Source organism: Kitasatospora sp. NPDC101108 (assembly GCF_055584725.1).
Genome location: NZ_JBVJLM010000002.1, coordinates 402,420 through 429,094 on the forward strand (window position 1 = coordinate 402,420; position 26,675 = coordinate 429,094).

General features: G+C 72.0%; 15 protein-coding genes. 6 read left to right on the top strand and 9 right to left on the bottom strand.

What is annotated here, in order from left to right; all coding sequences use genetic code 11:
* Positions 1-158 precede the first annotated feature (158 nt).
* Together ACZ6Z8_RS06620 and pulA are read right to left on the bottom strand one after the other, a co-directional pair.
* The gene (locus ACZ6Z8_RS06620) at positions 159-2,489 is read right to left on the bottom strand and encodes a M4 family metallopeptidase (RefSeq protein ID WP_465606947.1); all 2,331 of its coding nucleotides are present in this window, start codon (positions 2,487-2,489) and stop codon (positions 159-161) included.
* 573 nt (positions 2,490-3,062) lie between these two features.
* A complete protein-coding gene (gene pulA / locus ACZ6Z8_RS06625; RefSeq protein ID WP_465606949.1) occupies positions 3,063-8,618 on the bottom strand; it encodes a pullulanase-type alpha-1,6-glucosidase in 5,556 nt (1,851 codons plus the stop codon).
* A gap of 317 nt (positions 8,619-8,935) precedes the next feature.
* Here pulA and ACZ6Z8_RS06630 point away from each other — a divergent pair, with 317 nt between their 5' ends.
* Entirely contained in the window at positions 8,936-9,901 is a 966-nt protein-coding gene (locus tag ACZ6Z8_RS06630; protein WP_465606951.1) for a phosphatase PAP2 family protein, read from the top strand.
* A gap of 89 nt (positions 9,902-9,990) precedes the next feature.
* Here ACZ6Z8_RS06630 and ACZ6Z8_RS06635 read toward each other — a convergent pair whose 3' ends face one another.
* Complete coding sequence (locus tag ACZ6Z8_RS06635) at positions 9,991-13,017, bottom strand: bifunctional [glutamine synthetase] adenylyltransferase/[glutamine synthetase]-adenylyl-L-tyrosine phosphorylase (RefSeq protein WP_465606953.1); 3,027 nt, start codon at positions 13,015-13,017, stop codon at positions 9,991-9,993.
* A 112-nt stretch (positions 13,018-13,129) separates the two neighbouring features.
* Positions 13,130-14,371 (bottom strand): glycosyltransferase family 2 protein, encoded by a 1,242-nt coding sequence (locus tag ACZ6Z8_RS06640; RefSeq protein WP_465606955.1) that lies wholly within the window; start codon positions 14,369-14,371, stop codon positions 13,130-13,132.
* A gap of 320 nt (positions 14,372-14,691) precedes the next feature.
* On the opposite strand from ACZ6Z8_RS06640, the gene ACZ6Z8_RS06645 reads away from it, so the two are divergent.
* Complete coding sequence (locus ACZ6Z8_RS06645) at positions 14,692-15,483, top strand: LamG domain-containing protein (protein ID WP_465606957.1); 792 nt, start codon at positions 14,692-14,694, stop codon at positions 15,481-15,483.
* A 33-nt stretch (positions 15,484-15,516) separates the two neighbouring features.
* On the opposite strand, the gene ACZ6Z8_RS06650 is transcribed toward ACZ6Z8_RS06645, so the two are convergent.
* Together ACZ6Z8_RS06650 and glnA are read right to left on the bottom strand one after the other, a co-directional pair.
* Entirely contained in the window at positions 15,517-16,224 is a 708-nt protein-coding gene (locus ACZ6Z8_RS06650; protein ID WP_465606959.1) for a class E sortase, read from the bottom strand.
* Positions 16,225-16,403: 179 nt separating this feature from the next.
* Entirely contained in the window at positions 16,404-17,765 is a 1,362-nt protein-coding gene (glnA, locus tag ACZ6Z8_RS06655; RefSeq protein WP_380419757.1) for a type I glutamate--ammonia ligase, read from the bottom strand.
* A 176-nt stretch (positions 17,766-17,941) separates the two neighbouring features.
* On the opposite strand from glnA, the gene ACZ6Z8_RS06660 reads away from it, so the two are divergent.
* Complete coding sequence (locus ACZ6Z8_RS06660) at positions 17,942-19,696, top strand: NAD+ synthase (protein WP_465606961.1); 1,755 nt, start codon at positions 17,942-17,944, stop codon at positions 19,694-19,696.
* 1 nt (position 19,697) lies between these two features.
* Here the strand turns inward: ACZ6Z8_RS06660 and ACZ6Z8_RS06665 are convergent, their stop codons facing one another.
* From ACZ6Z8_RS06665 to ACZ6Z8_RS06675, 3 genes are all read right to left on the bottom strand, one after another.
* Positions 19,698-20,744, bottom strand: a complete 1,047-nt coding sequence (locus ACZ6Z8_RS06665) for an endonuclease/exonuclease/phosphatase family protein (protein WP_465606963.1) — start codon at positions 20,742-20,744, stop codon at positions 19,698-19,700.
* Between the two features lie 228 nt (positions 20,745-20,972).
* Positions 20,973-21,602, bottom strand: coding sequence for a TetR/AcrR family transcriptional regulator (locus ACZ6Z8_RS06670; RefSeq protein ID WP_465606965.1), 630 nt, complete (start codon positions 21,600-21,602; stop codon positions 20,973-20,975).
* 229 nt (positions 21,603-21,831) lie between these two features.
* Positions 21,832-23,454, bottom strand: coding sequence for a DHA2 family efflux MFS transporter permease subunit (locus ACZ6Z8_RS06675; protein WP_465606967.1), 1,623 nt, complete (start codon positions 23,452-23,454; stop codon positions 21,832-21,834).
* A gap of 278 nt (positions 23,455-23,732) precedes the next feature.
* Here ACZ6Z8_RS06675 and panB point away from each other — a divergent pair, with 278 nt between their 5' ends.
* From panB to ACZ6Z8_RS06690, 3 genes are all read left to right on the top strand, one after another.
* Entirely contained in the window at positions 23,733-24,602 is an 870-nt protein-coding gene (panB, locus tag ACZ6Z8_RS06680; protein ID WP_391489652.1) for a 3-methyl-2-oxobutanoate hydroxymethyltransferase, read from the top strand.
* A gap of 152 nt (positions 24,603-24,754) precedes the next feature.
* Positions 24,755-25,780 (top strand): ATP-binding cassette domain-containing protein, encoded by a 1,026-nt coding sequence (locus ACZ6Z8_RS06685; RefSeq protein WP_465606970.1) that lies wholly within the window; start codon positions 24,755-24,757, stop codon positions 25,778-25,780.
* Positions 25,777-26,598 carry an ABC transporter permease gene (locus tag ACZ6Z8_RS06690; RefSeq protein ID WP_465606972.1) on the top strand — a complete coding sequence of 274 codons (822 nt, stop codon included), beginning with the start codon at positions 25,777-25,779 and terminating at the stop codon, positions 26,596-26,598. Before ACZ6Z8_RS06685 ends, ACZ6Z8_RS06690 begins: the two co-directional genes overlap by 4 nt.
* Positions 26,599-26,675 lie beyond the last annotated feature (77 nt).

The window sequence follows — 26,675 nt, forward strand, 5'->3', positions numbered from 1 at the left end:
TAGGGCGCCCTGGAGGGGCCGTCAAGGCTCCGGACTGAACGTTTCTGCAACACGTTCCGCACCGCCCGCGCCCGGGAGCACGGCAAGGGCCCGGCAGCCGTAGCCACCGGGCCCCTCACCTGTCCTGGTTCACCGGTCCCTCAGGAGCCGGTAAGGCCTCAGCCGGTCTGGACCGAGGTGTCGTCGATCACGAAGCTGGTCTGCAGCGAGGAGTCCTCGGTGCCGGTGAACTTCACGGTGACCGTCTGGCCCGCGTAGGCCGAGAGGTCGAAGGTGCGCTGCTGGTAGCCGGCCGCGGCGTCCACGTTGGAGTAGGTCTTCAGCGTGGTGCCGTTCACCGAGACGGTCAGCTTGTCGTACGCGGTCGAGCCGGTCTCGGCGGTGTCGATGTGCAGCCAGAAGCTCAGCGTCGCTTTGCAGCCCGCCGGGATGGTCACCGTCTGGGACAGCGTGTCGGTGTGGCTGCTGCCGTAGCCGTCCAGCCAGGCCTTCCAGCTGCCCCCGTGCGCCGCCTGCGAGGAGCTGTTGTCGACCACCCCGCTGGACGTGGTCCACGGCGCCGCCGAACCCGTCTCGAAGCCCGGGTTGCCGAGCAGCTGCGCCGGGGTGCAGGAACCGCCGCCACCGCCGGTGACCGTCCAGGTGAAGCTGGTGGAGCCGGTCTTGCCGGCCGAGTCCTTCACCGTGACCGTCACGTTGGAGCTGCCCGCGGTGGTCGGGGAGCCGGTGATCACGCCGGTGCCGGCGTTGATGGCCAGGCCGGCCGGCAGCCCGCTGGCCGAGTAGGACAGCGGGGCCGTCCCGCCCGAGGCCTTGATCTGCAGGTTGACCGAGCCGCCCACCGCGGTGGACTGGTTGCCCGGGTTGGTGACGCTGACCCCGCCCGGGTTGGGCAGCGAGCCGACGTTGACGGCGGCCCAGGCGGTGGCGACCGCGTTGTACTCGGCGCTGTTGGCGCCGTACAGGTCGGTGGCCGCGTTCAGGGTCGCGGTGCGGGCGGCGGCGTAGTCGGTGGTGGAGGTCATGTAGGCGGTGAGCGCCTTGTACCAGACCTGCAGCGCCTTGTCGCGGCCGATGCCGGTGACGGTGATGTTGTTGACCGTCGGGCTGTTGTAGTTGAAGCCGTTGATGGTCTTCGCGCCGCTGCCCTCGGACAGCAGGTAGAAGAAGTGGTTGGCCACGCCGGACGAGTAGTGGACGTCCAGGTTGCCGACGCCCGAGTACCAGGAGTCGGCCGAGGTGCCGTCCTTGGAGGGCTTGTCCATGTAGCGCAGCGGCGTGCCGTTGCCGTTCAGGTTGATCAGCTCGCCGATCCAGTAGTTCGGCGGGTTGGAGGGCAGGTTGGCGTAGAACTCGACGCCGGTGCCCATGATGTCGGAGGTCGCCTCGTTGAGGCCGCCGGACTCCCCCGAGTAGTTCAGGTTGGCGGTGGCCGAGGTGACGCCGTGGCTCATCTCGTGGCCGGAGACGTCGATCTCGGTGAGCGGGTGGGTGTCGCTCTGGCCATCGCCGTAGGTCATGCAGAAGCAGCTGTCGTCCCAGAAGGCGTTGACGTAGCCGGTGTCGTAGTGGACCCGGCTCATCGCGCCGACGCCGTCGTTCTTGATGCCGCTGCGGCCGAAGGTGTTCTTGTAGTAGTCCCAGGTGGCGGCGGCGCCGTACTGGGCGTCGACGGCGGCCGACTCGCGGTTGCTGGCCTGGCCGTTGCCCCAGGTGTCCGAGGACTTGGTGAACAGCGTGCCGTTGCCGGACGTGCCGTTGGCCATGTCGGTGGTGTACTGGCCGCCGCGGCTGCCGTCCTTGAGCTGGTACTGCGAGCCGCTCTGGGTGGTGGTCAGCGGGACGGTGCCGACGAACACGCCGGTGCCGGTGCCGCGCTTGATGCCGTCGGCCTTGCTGAGCACGGCACCGGTCTTGGCGTCGGTGACGACGTGCAGCTTGCTCGGGGTGCCGTCGGACTCGCGGCCGTCGATCACGGTCTCGTAGGCGAGCTTCGGGGTGCCGTCGGCGGCCCAGACGACCAGCCGGGGCGCGCCGTCGACGGAGCCCTGCTCGGCGGCGAGGGCGGCCTCCTGGGCCTTCGGCGCGGCCACGGCGGGGGTGGTGTCCACGCCCGTGAGGTTGGCCTCGCTGGCCTTGGTCACGCTCTTGGTGGCGCCGGCCGCGTCCTGGTGGACGATCAGGTCGCCGCCGAGGACCGGGAGCCCGGCGTAGGTGCGCTCGTAGCGCAGGTGGCGTCCGCCGTTGGCGTCCTGGACGACGTCCTTGGTGACCAGCTTCTCCTTGCCGTCCAGGCCGAGGGCCTGGGCGAGGGAGGCGGTCTGCTGGTTCGCCGAGGCGATCAGCGCGGCCCGGGTGGCCTGCTGGGAGGCGACGGCGGTCGGCGCGTCGGGAGCGGCCTGCGCGATGACCGGTATGCCGGTGACCAGCAGCGCGGTGGTGGCGGCCATGACAACGGCTGCCTTCCGGGCGTGAGCGTGACGTGACATGCGGACTCCTTATCCGACCGGCGCGCCGAGGGATCAACTCGACGTGCCCGGTGGAGAGAACCTGGGCCGCGGGGTTGCGGCGCAGTGGGGGCCCCCGCCGGGTGCAACGGGGGTGCGGGTTGCGGTGCTCACAAGTCGTGCAGGGATTCGTTGCAGGTCTGGACGCGCTGCACCTGAACTTGAGCAGCTGCACCGGGAGGTGGGGCCCCCTCGTCTGCAGCCGGAGGAATCGTGGCAGCAAACACGCCGTTAATGACAGATGCATGCCACCGATTGGCCGATTCATTACCGAAACCGTATGCACGACGGTTAGTCAGTTGTGTTACGGCATGACGAAGTCTTGAACACGGTTTTCATGCCACTCCTGAAGTTCGATCACCACCGGAGGTGACTGACCAGCGCTCAGACGCGGAGCCCGCCCGGCCGGGCCCCGGGCAGCGCCGCGCCGGAGCGGCACGTCACACTTCCGGCCGTGCCACCACCGGTTTCCGGCCATTCCCCGGCCGGAACGGAACCGGGTCCCGCACCGCCTCGACGGCGGTACGGGACCCGGGAATCGGATGTCGGCGGAAATCAGCCCTGCACGAACACCGCGACGGTACGGCCCGGCACGGTGAAGGTGCCGGTCGCGGCGTCGAAGCCGGACCGCTTCACCACCTGGTCCACCCCGCCCGCCTGGACCGGGTGCAGCGCCTGGTTCGTCCCCTTCAGGGCCGCCAGGGTCTGGGTCTGCGCGGTGGGCGTGGCGTTGAAGACCACGGTGATGCCCTTCTCCGCGCCGGCCAGCCCGGTGCCGTCCAGGTGCAGGGTGATCACCCCGGGCGTCTCACCGGGCGTGCCGGAGAGCGGGTACGACAACCGCTTCTGGACGTCGGCCAGGGTGGGCAGCGAGAACAGCGGCGAGGACTGCTTGATCCGCAGGAAGTCCTGGTACTGCGCGGCCGTCGCCCGGATGTCGGCCGCGCCCACGGTCAGCTTCGGGTCGGCCAGCAGGGACCGGGCCGTCGGCCAGAGCTCCTGGTTGTCCTTCGCCATCGGCAGGCCGCGGCCCCAGCCGTTGCCGTCGGAAGGGTTCCAGTGGATCGCGTTGAACCAGTCGCCCGAGTCGTAGGAGTTGGAGTCGAGCGACTTGGAGCGCAGCAGGTCGCTGCCGGCCTGGGCGAAGCCCGCGCCCTGGGTGAGCGCGGTCAGCGACAGCCCGAGCGCCTGCATCCGGGCCCGGTCGGCGGGCGCGGTGCCGGTGGGCAGCTTGTACGCCAGCGCGTCGAACAGGTCGGTGTTGTCGTGGGCGTCCACGTACTCCACCGCCTCGCCCGGCGCGGCCGCGTACCCCGTCGGGGAGCCGTTGTAGTCGACCTGGGCGCCGGTGACGGCCTTCCCCGAGCTGTCGGTGAAGGAGTAGCCGGCCAGGTTCCCGGCCAGCCCGACCTTCAGCTGGTCCATCTGGTGCAGCAGCCGGGCCTTCTGCTCCTGCGGACCGCCGTTCGCCGCCGAGCCGTTGGGGTCGGTGTACAGGCCCGAGGCGAAGCCCTGCTGGGGTGCGGAGCTCAGCATGAAGTTGCCGCCGCGCGCGGCGTCGCGGAGCCGGTCGTCGAAGGTGGCGATGCCGGTGCCGGCCATGTTGGCCTGGGTGGCCTGCACGAACCGGGCGTTGTTCGCGACGGTGCCGAAGTTCCAGCCCTCGCCGTAGAGGAAGACGTTCTTGCCGTCCACCCCGTCGGAGTCCGGTGTCATCTTCCGCAGCGCGGCCTGCACGTCCAGCATGGTGGACTTCGGGTCCAGGCCCATCAGGTCGAAGCGGAAGCCGTCGACCCGGTACTCCCGGGCCCACAGCGTCACCGAGTCGACCACCAGCCGGTTCATCATGGCGTGCTCGGGCGCGGTGTCGGCGCAGCAGCTGTCCGTCGTGACCTTGCCGTCCGCGTCCAGCCGCTGGTAGTAGCCGGGCACCACCTTGTCCAGCACCGAGTTGTCGGCCTGGCCGCTGGCGGCGGTGTGGTTGTAGACCACGTCCAGCACCACCCGCAGCCCGGCCGCGTGCATCGCCTGGACCATCTGCCGGAACTGCACGGTACGGGCGGTCCCTCCCCCAGCCTCCGGCCGGGAGGTGCCCCCAGGGTCCGTCGCAGCGGCATAAGAGCCCTCCGGCACGTTGTAGTGCAGCGGGTCGTAGCCCCAGTTGTACGCGTCGTCGGCGGCGACGGCCGCCACGCACTCCTGCTGCTTCGGCCCGTTCGGCGGAAGGGACTTGAGGTCGCAGGACGGCAGCTTCTGGTCCGCCCGGTTCTCGTGGACGGTGGCGATGTCGAAGGTCGGCAGCAGGTGGACGGTGGTGATCCCGGCCTTGGCGAGGTCCCGCAGGTGCCGCATCCCGGCCGAGCCGGACTCGGTGAACGCCAGGTAGGTGCCGCGCTCGGCGGCCGGGACGCCGGTGTCCTCCACCGAGAAGTCCCGGACGTGCAGTTCCTGGATCTGCTCCTTCCCGGGCGGTACGGCCGCCGGGTGCGGCTGGTCGTCCCAGCCCGCCGGCTTGAGCTCCTTGGCGTCCAGGTCCGCGACCAGGCTGCGCCTGGAGTCGGTGGACAGAGCCACCGAGTACGGGTCGGTGACGGTGTTGACCACCAGCCGCTGCACCGAGGGCGCCCAGACCTTCACCTGGTACAGGTAGTACTTGCCGTCCAACTCCTTCTTGTCGCGGACGAGTTCCCACACGCCGGTCTCGTCGTCCAGCGTCAGCGGCAGCGTCTTCGGGTCGCCCCCGGTGGCGCTGTCGAAGACCTGGACGGACACCTGCTGCGCGGTCGGCGCCCAGAGCGAGAGGGCGACCTTGCCGTCGTAGTAGGCCGGGCCGAAGTCCACCTTGCCGGTGCGGCCGGCGTACAGGTCGTCCAGCGCGCCCGGGGTCTGCACCCCGGTGGCGGCCAACGCCGCGCCGCTGGGCAGGTGTTCGGTGAACAGCAGCTGGCTGCGCAGCGCGGCCGGGACGCGCGCGGTGTCCCGGGCGTCCACGGTGAAGGCCCGGTAGCCCGCCAGGTGCGGGTACTTGGCCTTCTGGGCGCCGGTCAGCCCGCCCGCGACGGGGGTGAGCCGGATCCACTTGCCCGGCCCGGTCAGCACGCCCTTGTCGGCGCGGATGCCGCCCTCGGGATCGTAGACCAGCTGGGCGCTGGTGCCGCCGGCCAGGGCCTGGTCGGTGGCGCCGTAGTTCGCCGGGACGACGACGGTCCTGGCGTCGATCCACTGGGCCTTGGCGCTGCCCGGGTCCAACTGCGAGGAGGCGGCGGGGTTCTGCGGCAGCAGGTAGCCCTCACGGCCGCCGAGGATCCACACCTCCTTGCCGTCGACGGCGAAGTCCAGCGACTGGTCGGCGGGCAGGTCCTTGTCGTTGCCGTTGTGCAGGATGTAGCTCAGGCTGGTCGCCCCAGGGGCGAGCGGCACCTCGAAGACGGCGCCGAAGGCGTCGCGGCGCACCGGCATCAGCGGCTTGCCCCAGTCGGTGGGGGTGGCCGCGCCGGTCCAGTCGTGCAGGCCCCAGCCGTCGTAGTTGCCGTCGGCCCGGTTGTAGTGGATGACGGCGGTGTTCGCCTGCGGGGTGTTCGCCGGGCCGGGGTTCACCGTTGCGACGGCGGCGTCGCCCTGCTTGAGCCAGACCTCCCCGGTGGCCCCGACGTCGATGTGGCGGTCGGCGTCCACGTCCTTGACGCCGTTCTTCTCCACGATGAAGCCGACGTCCGAGGCGCCGGGCTTGAGCCGCACGTACGCGAAGGCGCCGTACGCGTCCCGCCCGCTGAAGGGGTGCCCGGCGGGCCACTGGGTGCCCTCGCCGTCGGCGAGGTCGCCCCAGGCGTAGAGGTTCCAGCCGTCGTAGTCGCCGTCCGGCCGGTTGTAGTGGACGACGGCGTACGGGCGGGCGCCGGCGGTGGGCACCGGCTTGGGCGCGGGGGCGCCGGTGGTGAAGCTCGCGGTGGCCGAGCGCAGGTGGCCGCTGGAGTCCTGCAGGACGGCCTTGTAGCGCACGACCGTGCCGGGGGCGACCGCACTCAGGTCCTGGGTGACCGCGTACTTCCCGGTGTCGGCCGTCCCCAGCGTCTGCCAGGGTCCGTTGCCGACCTGGGCGGCGAAGCCGACCCGGTTGAATCCGCCGTCCGCCTCGGCGCCGACCGTGACCAGCCCGGTGGACCCGTCCGCGGGCGGCCGCACCGAGAGCTGCGGCGCGGCCGCGACCGGGGCGAGCCTGCCGGCGGCCTTGAACACCACGGAGGACAGCGCCGGGACGGTGACGGTCACCTTGCGGTCGCCACCGCTGGTGATCCGCTCCCCCGCCGACGGGTAGATCCGGTCGAAGCCCATGCCCGCCGAGAAGGTGTCCAGGGTGACGGTCTTCGCCTCGGTGGCGTTGTTGACCGCCACCAGGTACTCGACCTGCTGGCCCGCGTCGATCCGGGAGAAGGCGTACACGCCCGCGCCGTCGGCGGCGTAGCGCTCGATCTGCGCGCCGTCGGCCAGCGCCGGGTTGTCGCGGCGCAGCTCGGCCAGGCCCGCGATGCCCCGGTAGAGCTCGCCGCCCTGCCCGTACCGGTCGGCCGGTCCGGAGGGGCCGCCGAGCACCCGGTCGCTGTTGTAGGAGGCGGTCCTGGAGGCGAACACGTCCTGCCGGGCGTCCTTGTCGCCGCCCGCGCCGGTGAAGCCCTGCTCGTCGCCGTAGTAGACGACGGGCTGGCCGCGGGTGAGGAACTGGAGCTCGCTGCCGAGCCGGTCCTTCTTCAGCAGGGTCGCGTCGTCGGCGCCCGGGTTGTCGGCGAGCAGGAAGGAGCCGAAGCGGCCCATGTCGTGGTTGCCGAGGAAGGTCGGCAGCTCGTACGCGTCGGTGTCGGCGCTGGTGTAGCGGTAGTCCTGGCCGTAGAGGTCGGCGAGGTTCTTCGCCGAGCCGCCCTGGGAGACGTAGGAGCGGGCCGCGCCCTGGAACGGGAAGTCCAGGGTGGCCTGCAGCCTGCCCTTGGTGACGTAGGGCGAGGTGACGGCCGGGTCGCCGGAGTAGACCTCGCCGAACATGAAGAACTTCTTGTTGCCCTGCTTGGCGGCGAAGTCCTTGAGCGCGGGAGCCCACTGCTGCCAGAAGGCCATGTCGACGTGCTTGACGGTGTCGATCCGGAAACCGTCCACCCCGGTGTCCTTGACCCACTGCTGGTAGACCTGCTCGAAGCCCTTGACCACCCGGGGGTTCTGGGTGTCGAGGTCGTCCAGGCCGTTGAAGTCGCCCTCGGTGGCGGACTCGCCGACGAAGGTCGAGTCGCCCCGGTTGTGGTAGAGCGCCGGGTCGTTGAGCCAGGAGGGGTTCTTGGCCTTGGCGTCGGCCGGATTTCGGAAGACCGGGGTGTAGGGGAAGGAGTTCTTGGTGATCTTCGGCCAGGGCGCCTTAGCGTCGGCGACCGCGGTCTCGTCGACCGGGTTGCCGTCCGCGTCGAGCGTCGGGTAGGCGCCGGTCGAGCGGTAGCCGTGCTGCTGCTCGGCATCGTCGATGATGTCGGCGGTGTGGTTGGTGATGACGTCGAAGAAGACCTTGATGCCGCGGGCGTGCGCCTTGGCTATCAGCTCCTTGAGCTGCTCGTTGGTGCCGAAGTGCGGGTCGACCTGGGTGAAGTCGGTGATCCAGTACCCGTGGTAGCCGGCCGAAGTGTCGGCTCCGCTGCCCTGCACCGGCTTGTTCTTGAAGATCGGGGCCATCCAGATCGCGGTGGTGCCGAGGTTCTGGATGTAGTCGAGCTTCTGGATGAGGCCGGCCAGGTCGCCGCCGTGGTAGAAGCCCTTGTCGCTCGGGTCGAAGCCGTTGTCGAGCCGCCCGCCGGTGATGCCGCCGGTGTCGTTGGCGGTGTCGCCGTTGGCGAAGCGGTCGGGCAGGACGAAGTAGAACTGCTCCCGGGTGAGGTCATGTCGCCCGGCGGTGGCCGCCAGCGCGGCGTCGGAGGGCGGGGGCGGCGGGGCGGCGGCGAGGGCCGCGGGGGCGCCGCCGAGGGTGGCGGCGGTCAGCGCGGCGGCCAGCAGGACGGCCGTGCGGCCGGGTCTGGTCCGTGCGGCGCGGGCGCCGGGGCGAGGACGGCTCCGTCGGGGGCGGAGCGGCGTATCGGCCACTGAGGGGCTCCCTTAGGGGAAGGGGCGATCGAGTTCCCAGGAAGCTAGCGGCCTGCAATATGTTTCAGCAAGATGCAGAAACGGTTTCGTGGCGGAAAAATCCAGGTCGGCGGGCCCGCCGCCGACCCCGGTTACGTCCCAACGGCGTACGGCGTGACAATGGGACGTATGTCCGCCCCACCGGTAAGCACCAGATCCGCCCGCACCCCCTACCCCGGTGGTATCCGCCCCCTACCCCTGGAGGGGGACAACCGGTGAAGAATCCACTTCCGGAGGATGAGCAGACGGCTACGAGTGGTCTGGCAGACTTCTCGTCCATGGGGGAACCGACCGAGATCCAGCAAGGCGACGCCGCGCGCGCCGACGCGGCCCACGACGGCGGTTCCGAGGCAGCCCGGGCCGGCACGGCCCGGCAGCCCGAAGGAGCCACCCGCGCCGCCCAGTCCCGTACCGCCGCCCTGCGCGACCGCATCCGCGACCAGCGCCGCTCCCCGGCCCGCCCGCGGATCTGGATCGAGCTGGCCCTGATCGGGATCAGCTACTGGCTCTACTCGCTCGTGCGCAACGCCGTCCCCGAGCAGGAGGCGGTGGCGCAGCGGAACGCCCGCTGGATCTGGGACCTGGAGCGCCACCTCGGCATCGCCGTCGAGCGCTCGGTCAACCACGCCATGGACAGCGTCGGGTGGCTCATCACGGGGATGAACTACTACTACGCGACGCTGCACTTCATCATCACCATCGGCGTGCTGGTCTGGCTCTACCGCAGCCACCCGGGCCGCTACGTCGCCGCCCGTACGGTGCTGTTCGTCACCACCGGGATCGCCCTGGTCGGCTTCTACTTCTTCCCGCTGGCCCCGCCCCGGCTGATGACCGACGGCGGCTTCATCGACACCGTCCAGACCCACCACACCTGGGGTTCCTTCGCCTCGGGTCCCGCCGCGCACGTCTCCAACCTGTACGCGGCGATGCCCTCGATGCACATCGGCTGGTCGATGTGGTGCGGTCTGGCGATCTTCTTCCTGGCCCGCCGGACCTGGATCCGGGTGCTCGGCCTGCTGTACCCGCTGGCCACCCTGACGGTCATCATCTCGACCGCCAACCACTTCTGGATGGACGCCGTCGGCGGCGAGATCTGCCTCACCGTGGGCTTCCTCACCGCCCGCTGGCTCTACCACGAGTGGGTCTACAAGCTGCCGCAGGTGCCCGCCCGGGAGACGGCCGACCGGCCGGTCACCGTCCCCGAGCAGTGGAGCGAACCGGCGGTCAGCAGCGCACGGCGCTAGCGACACGAAGACGCGAGAACGCGAGAACGCGAAGACGCGAGGACATGGAAAGGGCCCCTCCCGAGGGGCCCTTTCCCGTGCGCGAGGCCTCAGCCGGCCCCGTAGAACAGCCGGTCCACCACCGCCCGGGCCCGCCGGGTGGTGCGCCGGTAGTCGTCCACCAGCTCCCCGCTGTGCCCGGCACCGTACCCGAGGTAGCGGGCCACCCCGCTCAGCTCCCGGGCGTCCCCGGGGAAACTGTCCCCCGGCCGTCCGCGCACCAGCATCACCGCCGAGCGCACCCGCGAGGCCAGCACCCACGCCGCCTCCAGCACCTCCGCGTCGGCCCGCTCCACCAGCCCGGCCTCGGCGGCGGCCGCCAGCGCGGCCCTGGTCCGGGTGGTGCGCAGGTCGGGCACCTCGTGCCCGTGCTGGAGCTGGAGCAGCTGCACCGTCCACTCGACGTCCGCCAGTCCGCCCCGGCCGATCTTGGTGTGGGTGGTCGGGTCGGCGCCGCGCGGCAGCCGCTCGGCCTCGATCCGCGCCTTGATCCGGCGGATCTCCACCAGGTCCCGCTCCGGCACCCCGGCGCCCGGGTAGCGCAGCGGGTCGATCAGCTGCCGGAACCGGGCGCCCAGCTCCTCGTCCCCGGCCACCGGCTCGGCCCGCAGCAGCGCCTGGCTCTCCCAGGCGTGCGACCAGCGCCGGTAGTACGCCGCGTACGAGGCCAGGGTGCGCACCAGCGGACCGCTGCGCCCCTCCGGCCGCAGGTCGGCGTCGACCAGCAGCGGCGGCTCGGTGGACGGCGCGGCCAGCAGGGTGCGCAGCTCGTTGCAGACCGCCTGGGCCGCCCGGGCCGCCTCCTGCTCCAGCGAGCCGAGCAGCGGCTCGTGGACGAAGAGCACGTCGGCGTCCGAGCCGTAGCCCAGCTCGTGCCCGCCGAAGCGACCCATCGCGATCACCGCGATCCGGGTCGGCAGGTCCCCGTGCTCGGCCTCCCAGCCGGCCGTGCAGGCGCGCAGCGCGCCCTGCAGGGTGGCGGCGTTGAGCGCGGTCAGCGCCTCCCCCGCGGCGTCCAGCGCCTCGGCCGGGTCCTCGCCGAGCCGGCCGAGCACGTCCGCGGCGGCGGTGCGGAACAGCTCCCGGCGGCGCACCGAGCGGGCGGCGGCCACGGCGGCGGAGGCGGACCCGGCCCGGCCGACGGCGGCCAGCACCTCCGACTGCAGGGCCGCCCGGCCGCGCGGCGCCAGGCCCTGCGGGTCGCCCAGCATGGCCACCGCCTCGGGGGCGCGCAGCAGCAGGTCGGGGGCGAGCCGGCCGGCCGACAGCACCCGGGCCAGCTGTTCGGCGGCGGCGCTCTCGTCCCGCAGCAGCCGCAGGTACCAGGGGGTGCGGCCGAGCGCGTCGGAGACCTGGCGGAAGTTGAGCAGCCCGGCGTCCGGGTCGGCGGACTCGGCGAACCAGCCGAGCAGCACGGGCAGCAGGGTGCGCTGGATCGCGGCCTTGCGGCTCACCCCGGAGGCGAGCGCGCTGATGTGCCGCAGGGCAGCGGCCGGGTCCGCGTAGCCGAGCGCCTCCAGCCGGGCCCGGGCCGCGTCCGGGGTCAACCCGGCGGCGCCGGGCGGCAGTTCGGCGACCGCGTCGAGCAGCGGGCGGTAGAACAGCTTCTCGTGCAGCCGCCGGACCTCCACCGCGTGCCGCTTCCACTCCCGCTGCAGCGCGGCCACCGGGTCGGAGCGGGTGTCGTCGTTGATCAGCGCGGCGAGCGAACGGGCGAGGCGGCGCTGGTCCTCCTCGGCGGTGGGCATCAGGTGGGTGCGGCGCAGCCGGTGCAGCTGGATGCGGTGCTCCAGCGAGCGCAGGAAGCGGTACGCGGCGTCCAGCGAGGCGGCGTCCGCCCGGCCGACGTACCCGCCGCGGGAGAGCGCGGCCAGCGCCTCCAGGGTGTTGCCGCTGCGCAGCGCCGGGTCGGTGCGCCCGTGCACCAGCTGGAGCAGCTGGACGGAGAACTCGACGTCGCGCAGCCCGCCGGGGCCCAGCTTGAGCTGGCGGTCCAGTTCGGTGGCCGGAATGGAGTCGATCACCCGGCGGCGCATCTGCTGCACGTCGGCGACGAAGTTCTCCCGGGCGGCGGCCTGCCAGACCATCGGGGCGAGCGCCTCGACGTACGCGGCGCCGAGCTCGGCGTCCCCGGCGACCGGGCGGGCCTTGAGCAGCGCCTGGAACTCCCAGGTCTTGGCCCAGCGCTGGTAGTAGGCGAGGTGGCTGGCCAGGGTGCGCACCAGCGGGCCGTTGCGGCCCTCGGGGCGCAGGTTGGCGTCCACCGGCCAGATGGTGCCCTCGCCGGTGGTGTCCGAGCAGAGCCGGGTGAGCGCGGCGGCCAGCCGGGTGGCGGCCTTGACCGCCTCGTGCTCGTCCACGCCCTCGCGCGGCTCGGCGACGAAGATGACGTCCACGTCCGAGACGTAGTTGAGTTCGCGGCCGCCGCACTTGCCCATGCCGATCACCGCGAGCCGACAGGCCGCGGCGGCCTCCGGGTCCTGCTCGGCGGCGAGGTCCAGGGCGGTCTGCAGGGTGGCGCCGGCCAGGTCGGCGAGTTCGGCGGCGGTCTGGGCGAGGTCGGTGGTGCCGGTGAGGTCGCGGGCGGCGATCGCCAGCAGGCAGCGGCGGTAGGCGACCCGCAGCGCGTTGGCCGGACCGAGGGCGTCGTCCTTGACGCCCTCGGCGAGGGCGCGGCGGAAGTCCTGCGGGCCGGGGTGCATGTCGCGCAGTTCGAAGGTGACCAGCGCGTGCCAGTCGTGGGGGTACCGGGCCAGGTGGTCGCCGAGCGCGGTGGAGACGCCGAGCACCCCGAGCAGCCGGTCGCGCAGCGGCTTGGAGGTGGTGAGGGTGTCGCGCAGGGTGTGCCGCTCGGACTCGTCGGCGGCCTCCAGCAGCCGGGCCAGGCCCAGCAGCGCGAGGTCGGGGTCGGCGGTGGCGCCGAGCGCGTCCAGCAGCACGGGATCGTCGGCCAGGCCCTCCAGGCCGGGCCCGTCCAGCAGCCGCACGGCCTTCGCGGGATCGGTGAACCCGCGCCGGACCAACCTGATCTCGGGCCGGCTGACCCGGCTCCCGGCCCGCTGTTCCTCCACCGCCATCGCTCTCCCGGAACGCCCAGTGGCCCACGCGGTCACGCGGCCCTGGACCTACCTTCCCAGGAGCCGGTCCGCCCGCGCCACGGGGCGCGTGGCGCGGGCGGTGGTTCCGGTGTCAGGCCCGTTCCGGCATCCGGTTCACCAGGTGCCAGAGCAGGGCCGACAGCAGTACCGAACCGGTCGCGGCGGCGCCGATCAGGAAGAGGTACTCCCGGTCGAGAACGCGGCCGGAAAACACGCCGACGAGCCCCGCGCCCGCACCCGTCAGAGCGAGAACGAGCCGCCGCCGCTCCGACATCCGGGTGATCTCCACCCGGCGCCCCTGACGGCCCGTCCAGGAGATCAGATGTCGGCCCAGGACCCATTCCCGGAACATCACCCAGAGGGAGACGACGGTGCCCATGGTGCCCACGACGAGATACGCCGGATAGCAACTGAGCGTCCGCCGGATCCCGATTTGCAGGGCGGCCGTCCCGAAAGTCAGGGCCACCATCATGAGGAACCAAACACCCATCCACCGGAATGCGTCGAAATGGGTGAACCTGGTGGCCAGCTGATAAAGCAGCGAGATGTATCCGGAAGCCATCAGGACGCTGTCCACGAGCATCGCGCCGAATACCCGGGTAAATCCCCAGCTGTGGAGGAACAGACCGCGGTGCTTCTGCAGCGCCTGCGCCCAGCCGGCCGCCCACCGGTGGGTCTGCGCCCAGTAGACGGACCAGCTACCCGGGTCGCGGACGCACACGAACGCGCCGGGCACGAAGCCCGCCTTCAGCCCGGCGCGGTTCATCTTGAGCGCCAGTTCGACGTCCTCGCAGAGGCTGTCGGTGGACCAGCCGCCCACCGCGCGGACCGCCTCGGTGCGGTACACGCCCGCACAGCCGGAGAGCACGGCGACCCAGCCGTGCCACGACTCGACCGTCCGGGACATCCGGTGGGCCGCGGCCCACTCGATCACGCGCGAGCGCTGGAACACGCCCTTCACGCTGTGCGGCGTGACCGACATGCAGACGCCCCCGAATCCCTTGGCGCGCATCCGTTCCAGGCACATCTCCAGCGCCCGGTCGGAGGCGAAGTAGCCGTCCGCGTCGAGCAGGGCGACGAACTCGGTGGTCACCTCCGCGAGGGCGAGGTTGAGCGATTCCGGCTTGCTCCTGCAGTCGACCTCCAGCACCTCGGCGCCGCACCGCCGGGCAATCTCCGCCGTGTCGTCGGTGCAGGAGTCCGCGAGGACCAGCACGGTGCGCGGCCGCACCGTCTGGCCGAAGGCGGACCTCACCGCGTCCGCGATGAAGTCCGCCTCGTCGTGTGCCGGGATCAGCACGGTCAGTGAATCGGTCACCGCCGGGCGAGCCACTTCACGGCCGCGCCGATCGCGGCGGCGGCGCCGCCGGTCGCCAGGAGCGCCAGAGAAGCGACGCCGGTGTGAGCGAGTCCGTACATAACTGTTCCTCACTGACTGTTCCGAATTGCCGATCGGTGAATTCATGCCGAATTCGAGAGAATTCACGGACATCGGGCCACCGCCACAACCCGCATTTCTTCTATCACGAACCCGCCGACCGCCGCCCTTAACACGCCATTACGGGCCCCGCCAGTCGATGCGTCCGACCGGAATTCATCCGGTCGGCTCCGCCCGCGGCGCGGACGCGCCGCCGGGCGTGGATCGTGAACGGCATGGCTATCCGATTGCTGGTGGCGCTGGCGATGGCGGCTACGACCGCCGCGACGTCGGCCGCCGCCCCCGCCGCGGCGGTGGCCGTGGCTCCGCGGTCGCAGCACACCGTCCTCCTGGACCGCTTCACCGCGCTGGACCTGGGACCGGGCCGGCGGTGGGGCTGGCAGACCGCCGCCTACGCCAACTGCACCGACAACCCGCACAGCTGGAAACTCGACCGACTGACCACCGACGCGCTGTCCACGGCCGCCGGACACCTGACCGTCACCGCCCGGCACCGCGCCGACGGCAACTGGGACACCGGACTCCTAACCACCGGCGACTCCTGCAACTCCGGCGGCAGCGGGTTCCAGCTCCGCACCGGCGACCTGGTGGTGGTGCACGTCCGACTGCCCGCCGCGGGCACCGCCGCCTGGCCCTGCCTGTGGACCTGGCGGGACGGCGGCAACGAGCTCGACCTGTTCGAGTGGTACGCCGACCACCCGGACCGGATCGAGTTCGTCAACCACGTGCGCGAGAACAGCACCGTCTACTCCGGCCCGGACATCGGCCCCGAGCAGTGGGTGTACGTGGCCGTCAGGCTCGGCGCCGACGACGACACCTGGTACGTCGGACCGTCCCAGGACCAGCTGACCCCCGTGTGGTCCGACGGGACGGGCGTCGGGCCGGACTTCTCCGCCTACCTGATCCTCAACCTGTCGATCGGCGACGGGACGTTCCACCAACCGCCGACCCGCACCGACCCGGTCACCATGGAGGTCGACCTGCTGAGCGTCGAACGCCCCGGGTAGGAGCCCGGACCGTACGGCCCGGGCGGGCGCCGCTCAGCGCAGTTCCGCCGGCGGCACCCGCCCGGGCGCCATCGCCTCCTCCCGGACCAGGCTCCCCCACACCACCAGCCGGTACAGCGACGTGTACTCCGGGGTGCACGTCGTCAGCGTGATGTAGCGCCCCGGCGAACGGTACGGCGAACCGGTGGGGACGGGCGCGATCACGCCCACGTCGTCCGGGGAGGTCTCCGGCAGGACGCCGTCGACCCGGTAGACGTACCACCGGTTCCTGGTCTCGACCACCACGGCGTCGCCCGGGCCGACCTGGTCCAGGTCGTGGAACTTCGCGCCGTGGCCGTCGCGGTGCGCCGCGAGGGCGAAGTTGCCCTCGCCCTCCCAGGGCGGGACCGCGCGGTACGGCACGGTGTACGCACCGGCCACCCCGTCCGCCAGGGTCTCCTCATCCGTACCGGACCTGATCAGCACCTGGTAGTCCCGGCCCATCGCGGGCACGTGCAGGAAACCGAGGTCACCCCGGCCCAGCCCGGCCACCGGGGAGTCCGCGTCCGCAGCCGGCGGCGCGGCGACCGACCAGCTGTCGCGCAGCCGCCCGGCGGCCCGGTCCGCCGCCCGGTCCGAGACCACGTTGCTCCACCAGAGCACGTACACCGCGAAGAGCGCCACCAGCAGACCGAACGTCAACAGCCCGTCCCCGACCCACCGGGCCACCGCCCGCACCACCACGCCCCGTTCCCGCGCCATCCCGGGCTCCCGTCGCCGCCACCGAACCGGCCGCCACTCCAGCGCCCCGCCCCGCCCGACCGCAAGCGGACACACTCCGGGGCGACGCCCGTCCCCCGAACGCAGTAGTGCCGGGCCGCCTGGAAGGCGAGGAGGCCCGCCCGGCGACCGTCGCCGGGCGGGCCTCCCTCGGCAGTCCCTCAGAGCACCTGGAGGTTCTTCCGCAGCTCGAACGGGGTCACCTCGGAGCGGTACTCCTCCCACTCCTGGCGCTTGTTGCGCAGGAAGAAGTCGAAGACGTGCTCGCCCAGGGTCTCCGCGACCAGTTCGCTGCGCTGCATCAGGTCGATGGCCTCGCCGAGGTTCTGCGGCATCGGCTGGATGCCGAGGGCGCGGCGCTCGGAGTCGGACAGCGCCCACACGTCGTCGTCGGCGCCCGGCGGGAGCTCGTAGCCCTCCTCGATGCCCTTGAGGCCGGCCGCGAGGGTGACGGCGTAGGCGAGGTACGGGTTGCAGCCGGTGTCCAGCGAGCGGACCTCGATCCGGGTGGAGCCCTGCTTGCCCGGCTTGTACATCGGCACCCGGATCAGCGCCGAGCGGTTGTTGTGGCCCCAGCAGATGTAGGAGGGGGCCTCGCCGCCGGCGCCGGCGGTGCGCTGGGAGCCGCCCCAGATGCGCTTGTAGGAGTTCACCCACTGGTTGGTGACGGCGGCCGTCTCGGCGGCGTGCCGCAGCAGGCCGGCGATGAACGACCTGCCGACCTTGGAGAGCTGGTACTCGGCGCCGGACTCGTGGAAGGCGTTGCGGTCGCCCTCGAACAGCGAGACGTGGGTGTGCATGCCGCTGCCGGGGTGCTCGGAGAACGGCTTGGGCATGAAGCTCGCGTGCACGCCCTGCTCCAGCGCGACCTCCTTCATGACCAGCCGGAAGGTCATGATGTTGTCGGCGGTGGACAGCGCGTCGGCGTAGCGCAGGTCGATCTCCTGCTGGCCGGGGGCGCCCTCGTGGTGCGAGAACTCGACCGAGATGCCCATCGACTCCAGCATGGTGATCGCCTGGCGGCGGAAGTCGTGGCCCACCCCGCGCGGGGTGTGGTCGAAGTAGCCGGACTGGTCGGCCGGGATCGGCGCGGTGCCGTCGCCGGGCAGGTTCTTCAGCAGGAAGAACTCGATCTCGGGGTGGGTGTAGAAGGTGAAGCCCAGGTCGGAGGCCTTCTCCAGGGTGCGCTTGAGGACGAACCGGGGGTCGGCGTAGGAGGGCGAGCCGTCCGGCATCAGGATGTCGCAGAACATCCGCGCGGTGCCCGGGGTCTCCGAGCGCCACGGCAGGATCTGGAAGGTGGTCGGATCCGGCTTGGCGATCATGTCGGACTCGTACACCCGGGCGAATCCCTCGATCGCCGAGCCGTCGAACCCGATGCCCTCCTCGAAGGCCTGCTCCAACTCGGCCGGCGCCACCGCGACCGACTTGAGGAACCCGAGCACATCGGTGAACCACAGCCGGACGAACCGGATGTCACGCTCTTCGAGCGTCCGAAGCACGAACTGCTGCTGCTTGCCCATGGGGACAGTCTCACCTCTGCTCTTTACGCTCGTGTTACGCCCGGGAGGACCCCGAGGGACCCCCGCGGAGCGACTGCCCCCATCATGGCCGATCACCGGGCGCCACGGCAGGGCCGACCCCCTCGGGCCTCGCCCTCGCAGCACATTGCGTCAGTTAGACGATTACACTTCGAGACATGCCCAATCTCCGTGTCGCCCTGTGCCAGATCGACCCCTGGGTCGGTGACCTCGCCCGCAACGGCGACGAGGTGGTGCGCTGGACGAAGCAGGCCGTGGAGGCCGGCGCCCAGCTGGTCGCGTTCCCCGAAATGGTCCTGACCGGCTACCCGGTCGAGGACCTCGCACTGCGCCACTCCTTCGTCGAGGCCTCGCGCGGCGCCCTGGTCGAGCTGGCCGGCCGGCTGGCCGCCGACGGGCTGGGCGAGGTGCCGGTGGTGGTCGGCTACCTCGGGCGCTCCGAGCACGCCTCGCCACGCTTCGGCCGGCCCGCCGGGTCACCCCAGAACTGCGCCGCGGTGCTGCACCGGGGCGAGGTGGTCACCCGCTTCGCCAAGCACCACCTGCCCAACTACGGCGTCTTCGACGAGTTCCGCTGGTTCGTCCCCGGCGACCAGCTGCCGGTGCTGCGGCTGCACGGGGTGGACGTCGCGCTGGCGATCTGCGAGGACATCTGGCAGGACGGCGGGCGGGTCACCGCCGCCCGGGAGGCCGGCGCCGGGCTGCTGCTGGTGGTCAACGGCTCGCCGTACGAGCGGAACAAGGACGACCAGCGGCTGGAACTGGTGCGCCGCCGCGCGGTCGAGGCGGGCTGCGCCCTGGCGTACGTCAACATGGTCGGCGGCCAGGACGAGCTGGTCTTCGACGGCGACTCGATCGTGGTCGACGCGGAAGGCCGGGTGCTGGCCCGCTCCCCGCAGTTCGAGGAGCACCTGCTGGTCCTGGACCTCGACCTGCCGGCCGCGAGCAGCGACCACACCGACGGCCTGCTGCTGAGCGACGGGCTGCACCTCGTCCGCACCGAGCTGGGTGACGAACCGTCACCGGCCCCCGCCGACAGGCTCACCGCCGGGATCGCGCCGCGGCTGTCCGACGAGGCGGAGATCTGGGCCGCGCTGGTCTCCGGCACCCGGGCGTACGTCGAGAAGAACGGCTTCCGGTCGGTACTGATCGGCCTCTCCGGCGGCATCGACTCGGCGCTGGTGGCCGCGATCGCGGTGGACGCGGTCGGCGCCGGGAACGTGCACTGCGTCTCGCTGCCGAGCCGCTACTCCTCCCAGCACTCCCGGGACGACGCGGCCGAACTGGCCCGCCGCACCGGGCTGCACTTCCGGACCGTCTCCATCGCCCCGATGTTCGACGCCTACCTGGGCGCCACCGAACTGACCGGGCTGGCCGAGGAGAACCTGCAGTCCCGGCTGCGCGGCACCCTGCTGATGGCGATCTCCAACCAGGAGGGGCACATCGTGCTCGCGCCCGGCAACAAGAGCGAGCTGGCGGTCGGCTACTCGACCCTGTACGGCGACTCGGTGGGCGCGTACGGCCCGATCAAGGACGTCTACAAGTCGCTGGTCTTCCGCCTCGCCCGCTGGCGCAACGAGGAGGCGGAACGGCGCGGCGAGGTGCCGCCGATCCCGGAGAACACCATCAGCAAGCCGCCGTCCGCCGAACTGCGGCCGGACCAGGTGGACACCGACTCGCTGCCGGACTACGACCTGCTGGACAGCGTGCTGGACCGTTACATCGAGGGCGACGAGGGCCGGGACGCGATCGTCGCGGCCGGCTTCGACCCGGCGGTCGTCGACCGGGTGGTCCGGCTGGTCGACACCGCCGAGTACAAGCGGCGCCAGTACCCGCCGGGCCCGAAGATCTCGGTGAAGAACTTCGGCCGGGACCGCCGCCTGCCGATCACCAACCGCTGGCGGCGCGGCTGACCTACGCCGAGTACCGGTAGGTGGCGGCCACCGCGAGGTGGTCGCTGCCGTCCCGGGGCAGGGTGCGGGAGTCCACCGGCTTGAGGCCGCCCTTGCTCATGATCTGGTCGATCCGCGCCATCGGGAACGCCGCGGGCCAGCTGAAGCCGAAGCCGTCCCCGGCGGCGCCCTGGGCCGAGCGCATCTGCGAGGTGACCGGCGCCAGGCTGCGGTCGTTCATGGTGCCGTTGAGGTCGCCGAGCAGCAGGACCTTCTTCACCGGCTCGGCCTGGACGGCGTCGCCGAGCGCCTGCGCGCTGACGTCCCGCTGGTGGACGGTGAAGCCGCTCTCGGCCTTGAGCCGGACGGACGGCAGGTGCGCGACGTACACCGCGACCGGGCCCTGCGGGGTGGCGACCCGGGCCCGGAAGGCCCTGGTCCAGCCGATCTTCAGGTCGACCGGGGAGACATCGCTGATCGGGTACTTCGACCAGAGCCCGACCGTCCCCTCGACCGTGTGGTACGGGTACGCCCCGGCGAGCCCGGTCTCGTACGAGCGCAGCTGGTTCCCGGCCAGCTCCTGCAGGGCCACGATCTGGGCGTCCGAGGCCACCAGGCCGCGGACGGTGGCCGGCACGTCGGTGTTCCCCGCCTCGACGTTGTGGCTGACCACCGTCCAGTCGCCCTTGCCGCCGCTCTTGTCGGACACCAGCCCGCCGAACAGGTTGGCCCACAGCACCGCGGGCACCAGCAGGGCGAGCAGGGCGGTGGCGGAGCGGCGCAGCAGGGCGGGCACCAGCAGCACCGGAACGGCCAGGCCGACCCAGGGCAGGAAGGTCTCCAGCAGGCTGCCGAGGTTGCCGACGCTGTTCGGCACCTCGGCGTGGAAGGCCAGCAGCACGGCGGTGAGCAGGGCCAGCAGGGCGATCACCAGTCCGCGCCGCCAGGTGCTGCTGCCACGGGCGTCCCGGCCCCAGTGCCGCAGGCCGAGGAAGCCGCCGGTCCGGTCGGCGGGCGCGCCCGCACCCCCGGGGACCGCGGTCCGCTCGGTGCTGTCCGCCTGCGCCATGCGTGGCTCCCGTCGCTCGTGCCGTCGCCGGTCCGGTGTCCGGTCCGTGGGCGTACGGGCGCGGCGCCGGACTGGTGCCGGTTTGATCGGATACCCGGCTCAGCCTATGCCGGGACAGACGCACGCCCCCGGGACCGGGTTCCGGCGTGGCCCGGTTTGGTGAGCCAGGCCACGTCGGGCACGAAGCGTGCGCTCCGGCGCGCGGCGGGAGTCCGGGACGACGGACGACTAGCGCGGCGCGACGCCGTCCAGGACGGAGTCGACCAGTCTGCGGGACAGCTCCGGGTCCTCCAGGTCGGAGTCCTCCGACAGGATGCTGCGGTAGAGGATCGGCCCCATCAGCAGGTCGCCGAGCAGTTCCACGTCGAGGTCGTCGCGGATCACGCCCTCGGCGACGGCCTGGCGGATCAGGTGCAGTCCGACCTCCCGGCGCGGCCTGATCACCCGCTCCCGGTAGGCGGTGTACAGCTCGGGCAGGGTCTGCATCTGCCCGAGCGCCGCCTTGAGCACCCAGCGGGTGCGCTTGGCGAGGCCGCGGCGGCGGATGTAGTCGACCATCGCGATCAGGTCCTCGCGGGCGCCGCCGCCGGTGGGGGCCGGGATCGGTTCCTCCAGTCGGCTGACGACGTCGACCAGCAGGGCCTCCTTGTTGGGCCAGCGCCGGTAGATGGTGGCCTTGCCGACGCCGGCGGCGGTGGCGATGCCCTCGATGGTGAGCTCGGACAGCGTGTTGCCGTCCGCCATCAGGTCCTCGACGGCGGTGAAGATGGCCTGCTCGGCGGCCTCGCTGCGGGGCCGGCCGCGGCGTACCGCCGCGCAGGGCTGCCCGGTGTCGGCGCTCGGCGTGTCCGTCCTCATCCCGGCTGTCTCTCCCTCGCTGGGTCCCGGGCCCGCGGGCGCCGTGGTGTGTCGGTCGATCCGGCCCACGGGCGGGGTCGCCCCCCACCCTGGACCGAGGCCCTGCCGACCGGACGCACCGGTCGGCAGGGCCATTGTCGCTCAGTCGACTCGCAGGTCGGTCGACCCGCTGGTCGGCGCCCGTGGGCGGCCTCCGCGGGTCGGGCCCGCGGGTCGGCCGGCCGCGGGGTCACGCCTCCGCGGTCGCGGCCTCCCGGGCCCGGTCCTGCTGCTCGGGGCCACGGCCACCGGGACCGCCCGGGCCGGCCGGGGCCGCGGCGCGGCGCGGCAGCAGGAACCAGGCGACCAGCGCGCCGACCAGCGAGATGCCGACGGACAGCGAGGCCACCACGTGCATGGCGTGGATGAAGGCGTCGTTCGCCGGGGCGACCAGCGCCTTGCCCGCGCCGTTGGGGAGCCGGTCGGCGATGGCCAGGGTGGCCTCCAGCGACTCGCCCGCCTTGTCGCGCAGCCCCTCGGGCAGGTGGGTGAGGGTGTCGGACATCCCGTCGCGGTAGACGGTGGAGAGCACCGCGCCGAGCACCGCGACCCCGAGCGAGCCGCCGACCTGGCGGAAGGTGTTGTTGACGGCCGAGCCGGCGCCGGCCTTCTCGCGGGGCAGCGAGCCCATGATCGCGACGGTGACCGGCGGCATGACGTGCGCCATGCCCGTCCCCATCACCAGACCGAGCACGATCAGCACCCAGATCGGGCTGGTCGCGGTCAGCACGGTGTAGCCGACGAAGCCGAGCGCGACCAGCACCATGCCGCCCGCGGCGGTGGCGGCGACGCCGAGGCGCTCGACCACCAGCCGGGCCCGGGGGGCGAACAGCAGCTGGGCGACGGCCAGCGGCAGCATCAGCAGACCGGCCTGGAGCGCGCTGTAGCCGCGCACGCTCTGGATGTAGAAGACGCCGAAGAAGGAGACGCCCATCAGCGCGAAGAAGATCACGCCGACCACGACCACGGAGGCGCTGAACACCTTGTTGCGGAACCAGGTGACGTCCAGCGCGGGGAACGGGATGCGGCGCTCGTAGACGACGAACGCGGCCAGCGCGACCACGCCGAGCAGGGTCGGCCCCCAGGCGGCGAAGGCGGTGAAGTCGGCCAGCTCGCCGCCCTTGATGATGCCGTAGATCAGCGCGACCAGGCCGATGATCGACAGCAGCACGCCGACCGGGTCGAGCGCGCCCGGGTTGGGGTCCTTGGACTCGGGCACCAGGATCGCCATCGCGATCACCGCGACGATCACGATCGGGACGTTGATCAGGAAGACCGAGCCCCACCAGAAGTGCTCGATCAGCAGGCCGCCGGTGATCGGGCCGATGGCGATGGCCAGACCGACCGCGCCGGCCCAGATGCCGATCGCCTTGGGCTGCTCCTCGCGCTCGAAGACGTTCATGATGATCGCCAGCGTGGCGGGCATCGCGAGCGCGGCGCCGACGCCCATCAGGCCGCGGTAGCCGATGAGTTCACCCGGCGAACCGGACATCGAGGACAGCAGCGAGGCGATGCCGAAGACCACCATGCCGGTCAGCAGCGCGAGCTTGCGGCCGAAGCGGTCGCCGAGCAGGCCCGAGGTGAAGAGCAGCCCGGCGAACACCAGGGTGTAGGAGTTGATCGCCCATTCCAGGTCGCTCTGGGTGGCGCCCAGTCCGACCGGGGCGGGGGTCGCGATGGTCTTCATCGCGACGTTGAGGATCGAGTTGTCGAGCACGACGACGAGCAGGGCGAGCACCAGGGTGCACAGGATCGCCCAGCGCCTGCGGTGGATGGCTTCCGGCACACGGGGTGGCGCGGCTGCGGTGGTCATTGGTCTTCCCGTCCGTGTTGGCGTGGCACTGGCGGGCATTTGCGAGTCGCGGACGTCTCGTAACCCCCCGGAACAGAGTAGCGCGCAATACGATACGAGACGAGCCCGTTTCGTAACGATGCGGCAAAGCCCGGCGCGCGCGCCGGGGCCGGTGTGGCGTGGATCGCACCCCGCCGACGGCACCCCTCTTTGCGCTCACGCCGGGGCGTGCAAGCATGGAGGTGATCCGGGGACGCCGTACGGCGCCACGAGACGACAACCCTTCAGGAGTCCGTTCGATGAACGCTTCTTCGCCTTCGCCTGCCCAGAACCAGGCGGCGAACGCCACCCTCTACGGCGGGGTCACCAACCGCCGCGTCACCGTCCGCGACCTCGCCGCCGCCAAGCAGCGCGGCGAGAAGTGGGCGATGCTCACCGCCTACGACGCCCTCACCGCGGGCGTGTTCGACGAGGCCGGGATCCCCGTCCTGCTGGTCGGCGACTCGGCCGGCAACTGCCACCTCGGCTACGAGACCACCGTGCCGGTGACCATGGATCAGATGGTGATGCTCTCCGCCGCCGTCGTCCGCGGCACCCAGCGCGCCATGATCGTCGCCGACCTGCCCTTCGGCTCCTACCAGGAGTCGCCCGCGCAGGCCATGCGCAACGCGGCCCGGCTGATGAAGGAGGCCGGGGTCGGCGCGGTCAAGCTGGAGGGCGGCGAGCGCAGCGCCCGCTCGATCGAGCTGCTGGTCGAGGCCGGCATCCCGGTGATGGCCCACATCGGCCTCACCCCGCAGTCGGTGCACGCCTTCGGCGGCTACCCGGTCCAGGGCCGCGGCGACGAGGCGGCCCACCAGCTGCTGCGCGACGCCAAGGCCGTGCAGCAGGCCGGCGCCTTCTCGGTGGTGCTGGAGGCCGTCCCGGCCGAACTCGCCGCCCAGGTCACCGAGCAGCTGGCGATCCCGACCGTCGGCATCGGCGGCGGCCCGGAGACCGACGCCCAGGTGCTGGTCTGGACCGACATGGCCGGCATGACGGCCGGCCGGGTGCCCAAGTTCGTCAAGAAGTACGCCGACCTGCGCGGCGTCCTCGGCGAGGCCGCCCGCGAGTTCGCGGCCGACGTCCGCACCGGCGCCTTCCCGGCGGCGGAGCACAGCTTCCACTGACGCCCGCCACCGCCCGCGAGTGAGCGGACAGCGGCCCCGTTCCCCGGTGGGAGCGGGGCCGCTGTCATGTCCGGACGGGCGGTGACAGCGGGCTGACAGCGGTGGCGGGCGGGCGACAGGGAGCTGACAGCCGGGGCGGACAACCTGGGGGCATGACAGGAATCGCCACCGCCCCGAACACGCGGGGAGCAGCCGGGAACGCCGTCGAGGTGCACGGCATCGTCAAGCACTACGGCACCACCAAGGCCCTCGACGGCGTGGACCTCACCGTCCGCGAGGGCACCGTCCTCGCCCTGCTCGGTCCCAACGGCGCCGGGAAGACCACGCTGGTCCGCGTCCTCTCCACGCTGATCAAGCCGGACGCCGGCAGCGCGTTCGTCGGCGGCTACGACGTCCTGCGCCAGCCCAAGCAACTGCGCCGCACCATCGGCCTGACCGGCCAGTACGCCTCCGTGGACGAGCTGCTCTCCGGCTACGAGAACCTCTACCTGATCGGCCGGCTGCTCGACCTCTCCAGCCGCGAGGCCAAGGCCCGGGCCGCCGAACTGCTGGAGCGCTTCTCGCTCACCGAGGCCGCCAAGCGGACCGCCAAGACCTACTCCGGCGGCATGCGCCGCCGCCTCGACCTGGCCGCCAGCATGATGGGCCGCCCCCGGGTGCTCTACCTGGACGAGCCCACCACCGGCCTGGACCCGCGCACCCGCAACGAGGTCTGGGACGAGGTGCAGCGGATGGTCGCCGAGGGCAGCACCGTGCTGCTGACCACCCAGTACATGGAGGAGGCCGAGCAGCTCGCCGACGAACTGACCGTCATCGACCGGGGCAAGGTGATCGCCAACGGCGGCGTCACCGAGCTCAAGGCCAAGGTCGGCGGCCAGATCCTCCAGGTCCGCCCCGCCCACCCGGCCGAACTGCCGGAGATGGCCCGCTGCCTGCACGAGAGCGGGATCGCCTCCGCCACCATCTCCCCCGACGACGGACTGCTCGCGGTGCCGCTGGTCGACGAGGAGCAGCTCACCGCCGTGATCGGGGTGCTCGGCGGACGCGGCTTCGCCATCGCCGCCATCGACACCAAGGTGCCCAGCCTGGACGAGGTCTTCCTCGCCATCACCGGCAAGCCCACCGCCGACGCGGCCACCGCGCCCGCCGACGTCCTCGTCAAGGAGCCCGTCGCATGACCACCGCCACGCTCACCCCTGCCCGGGTCGACTCCGGGGCCGACACCCGGATCGGGCTGGCCGGCACCCTGCGCCACATCGGCGCGCTGACCCGCCGCAACCTGATGCGGATCAAGGCCGACCCGGAGTCGATGTTCGACGCCGTGCTGATGCCGATCGTCTTCACCCTGCTGTTCGTCTACGTCTTCGGCGGCGCGATCGCGGGCGGTCAGGACGCCTACGTCCAACGCCTGGTCCCCGGTCTGCTCGGGCAGACCGGCATGACGCTGGCGCTGGCCGTCGGCACCGGCCTGAACAGCGACTTCCAGACCGGGGTGATGGACCGCTTCCGCACCCTGCCGATCGGACGGGCCTCGGTGCTGCTGTCCAAGCTCGCGGCGGAGTCGCTGCGGGCGCTGCTCTCCTCCGCGATCCTGCTGGGCTTCGCGTTCGTCCTCGGCTTCGAGCTGAAGACCGGCCTGCCTGAGCTGCTGGCCGCGGTCGGCCTGTCGCTGATGTTCGGCATGTCGATCGTCTGGATCTCGATGCTGCTGGGCATGTCGCTGCGCAGCGCCCAGGCCGTCCAGGGCGTCTCCATGCTGGTCCTGATGCCGATGCAGTTCGGCAGCTCGATCTTCGCGCCGACCGACACCATGCCGGGCTGGCTGCAGTCCTTCACCAAGGTCAACCCGCTGTCCGCGCTGGCCGACGCCTCCCGCGGACTGCTCAACGGCGAGGGGGCGGTGGCCCACCCGGTGATGATCGTGCTGATCTGGTCCGCCGTCTCGACCGCGGTCTTCGCCCCGCTCGCGGTGGCCCGCTTCCGCAAGCGGACCTGAGCGAGCCGGGGTGGGGCCGGCCGACGGCCAGGGACAGGACGCCGGCCGGGGTACGGGCCGGTCGGGCGGTGACCAGG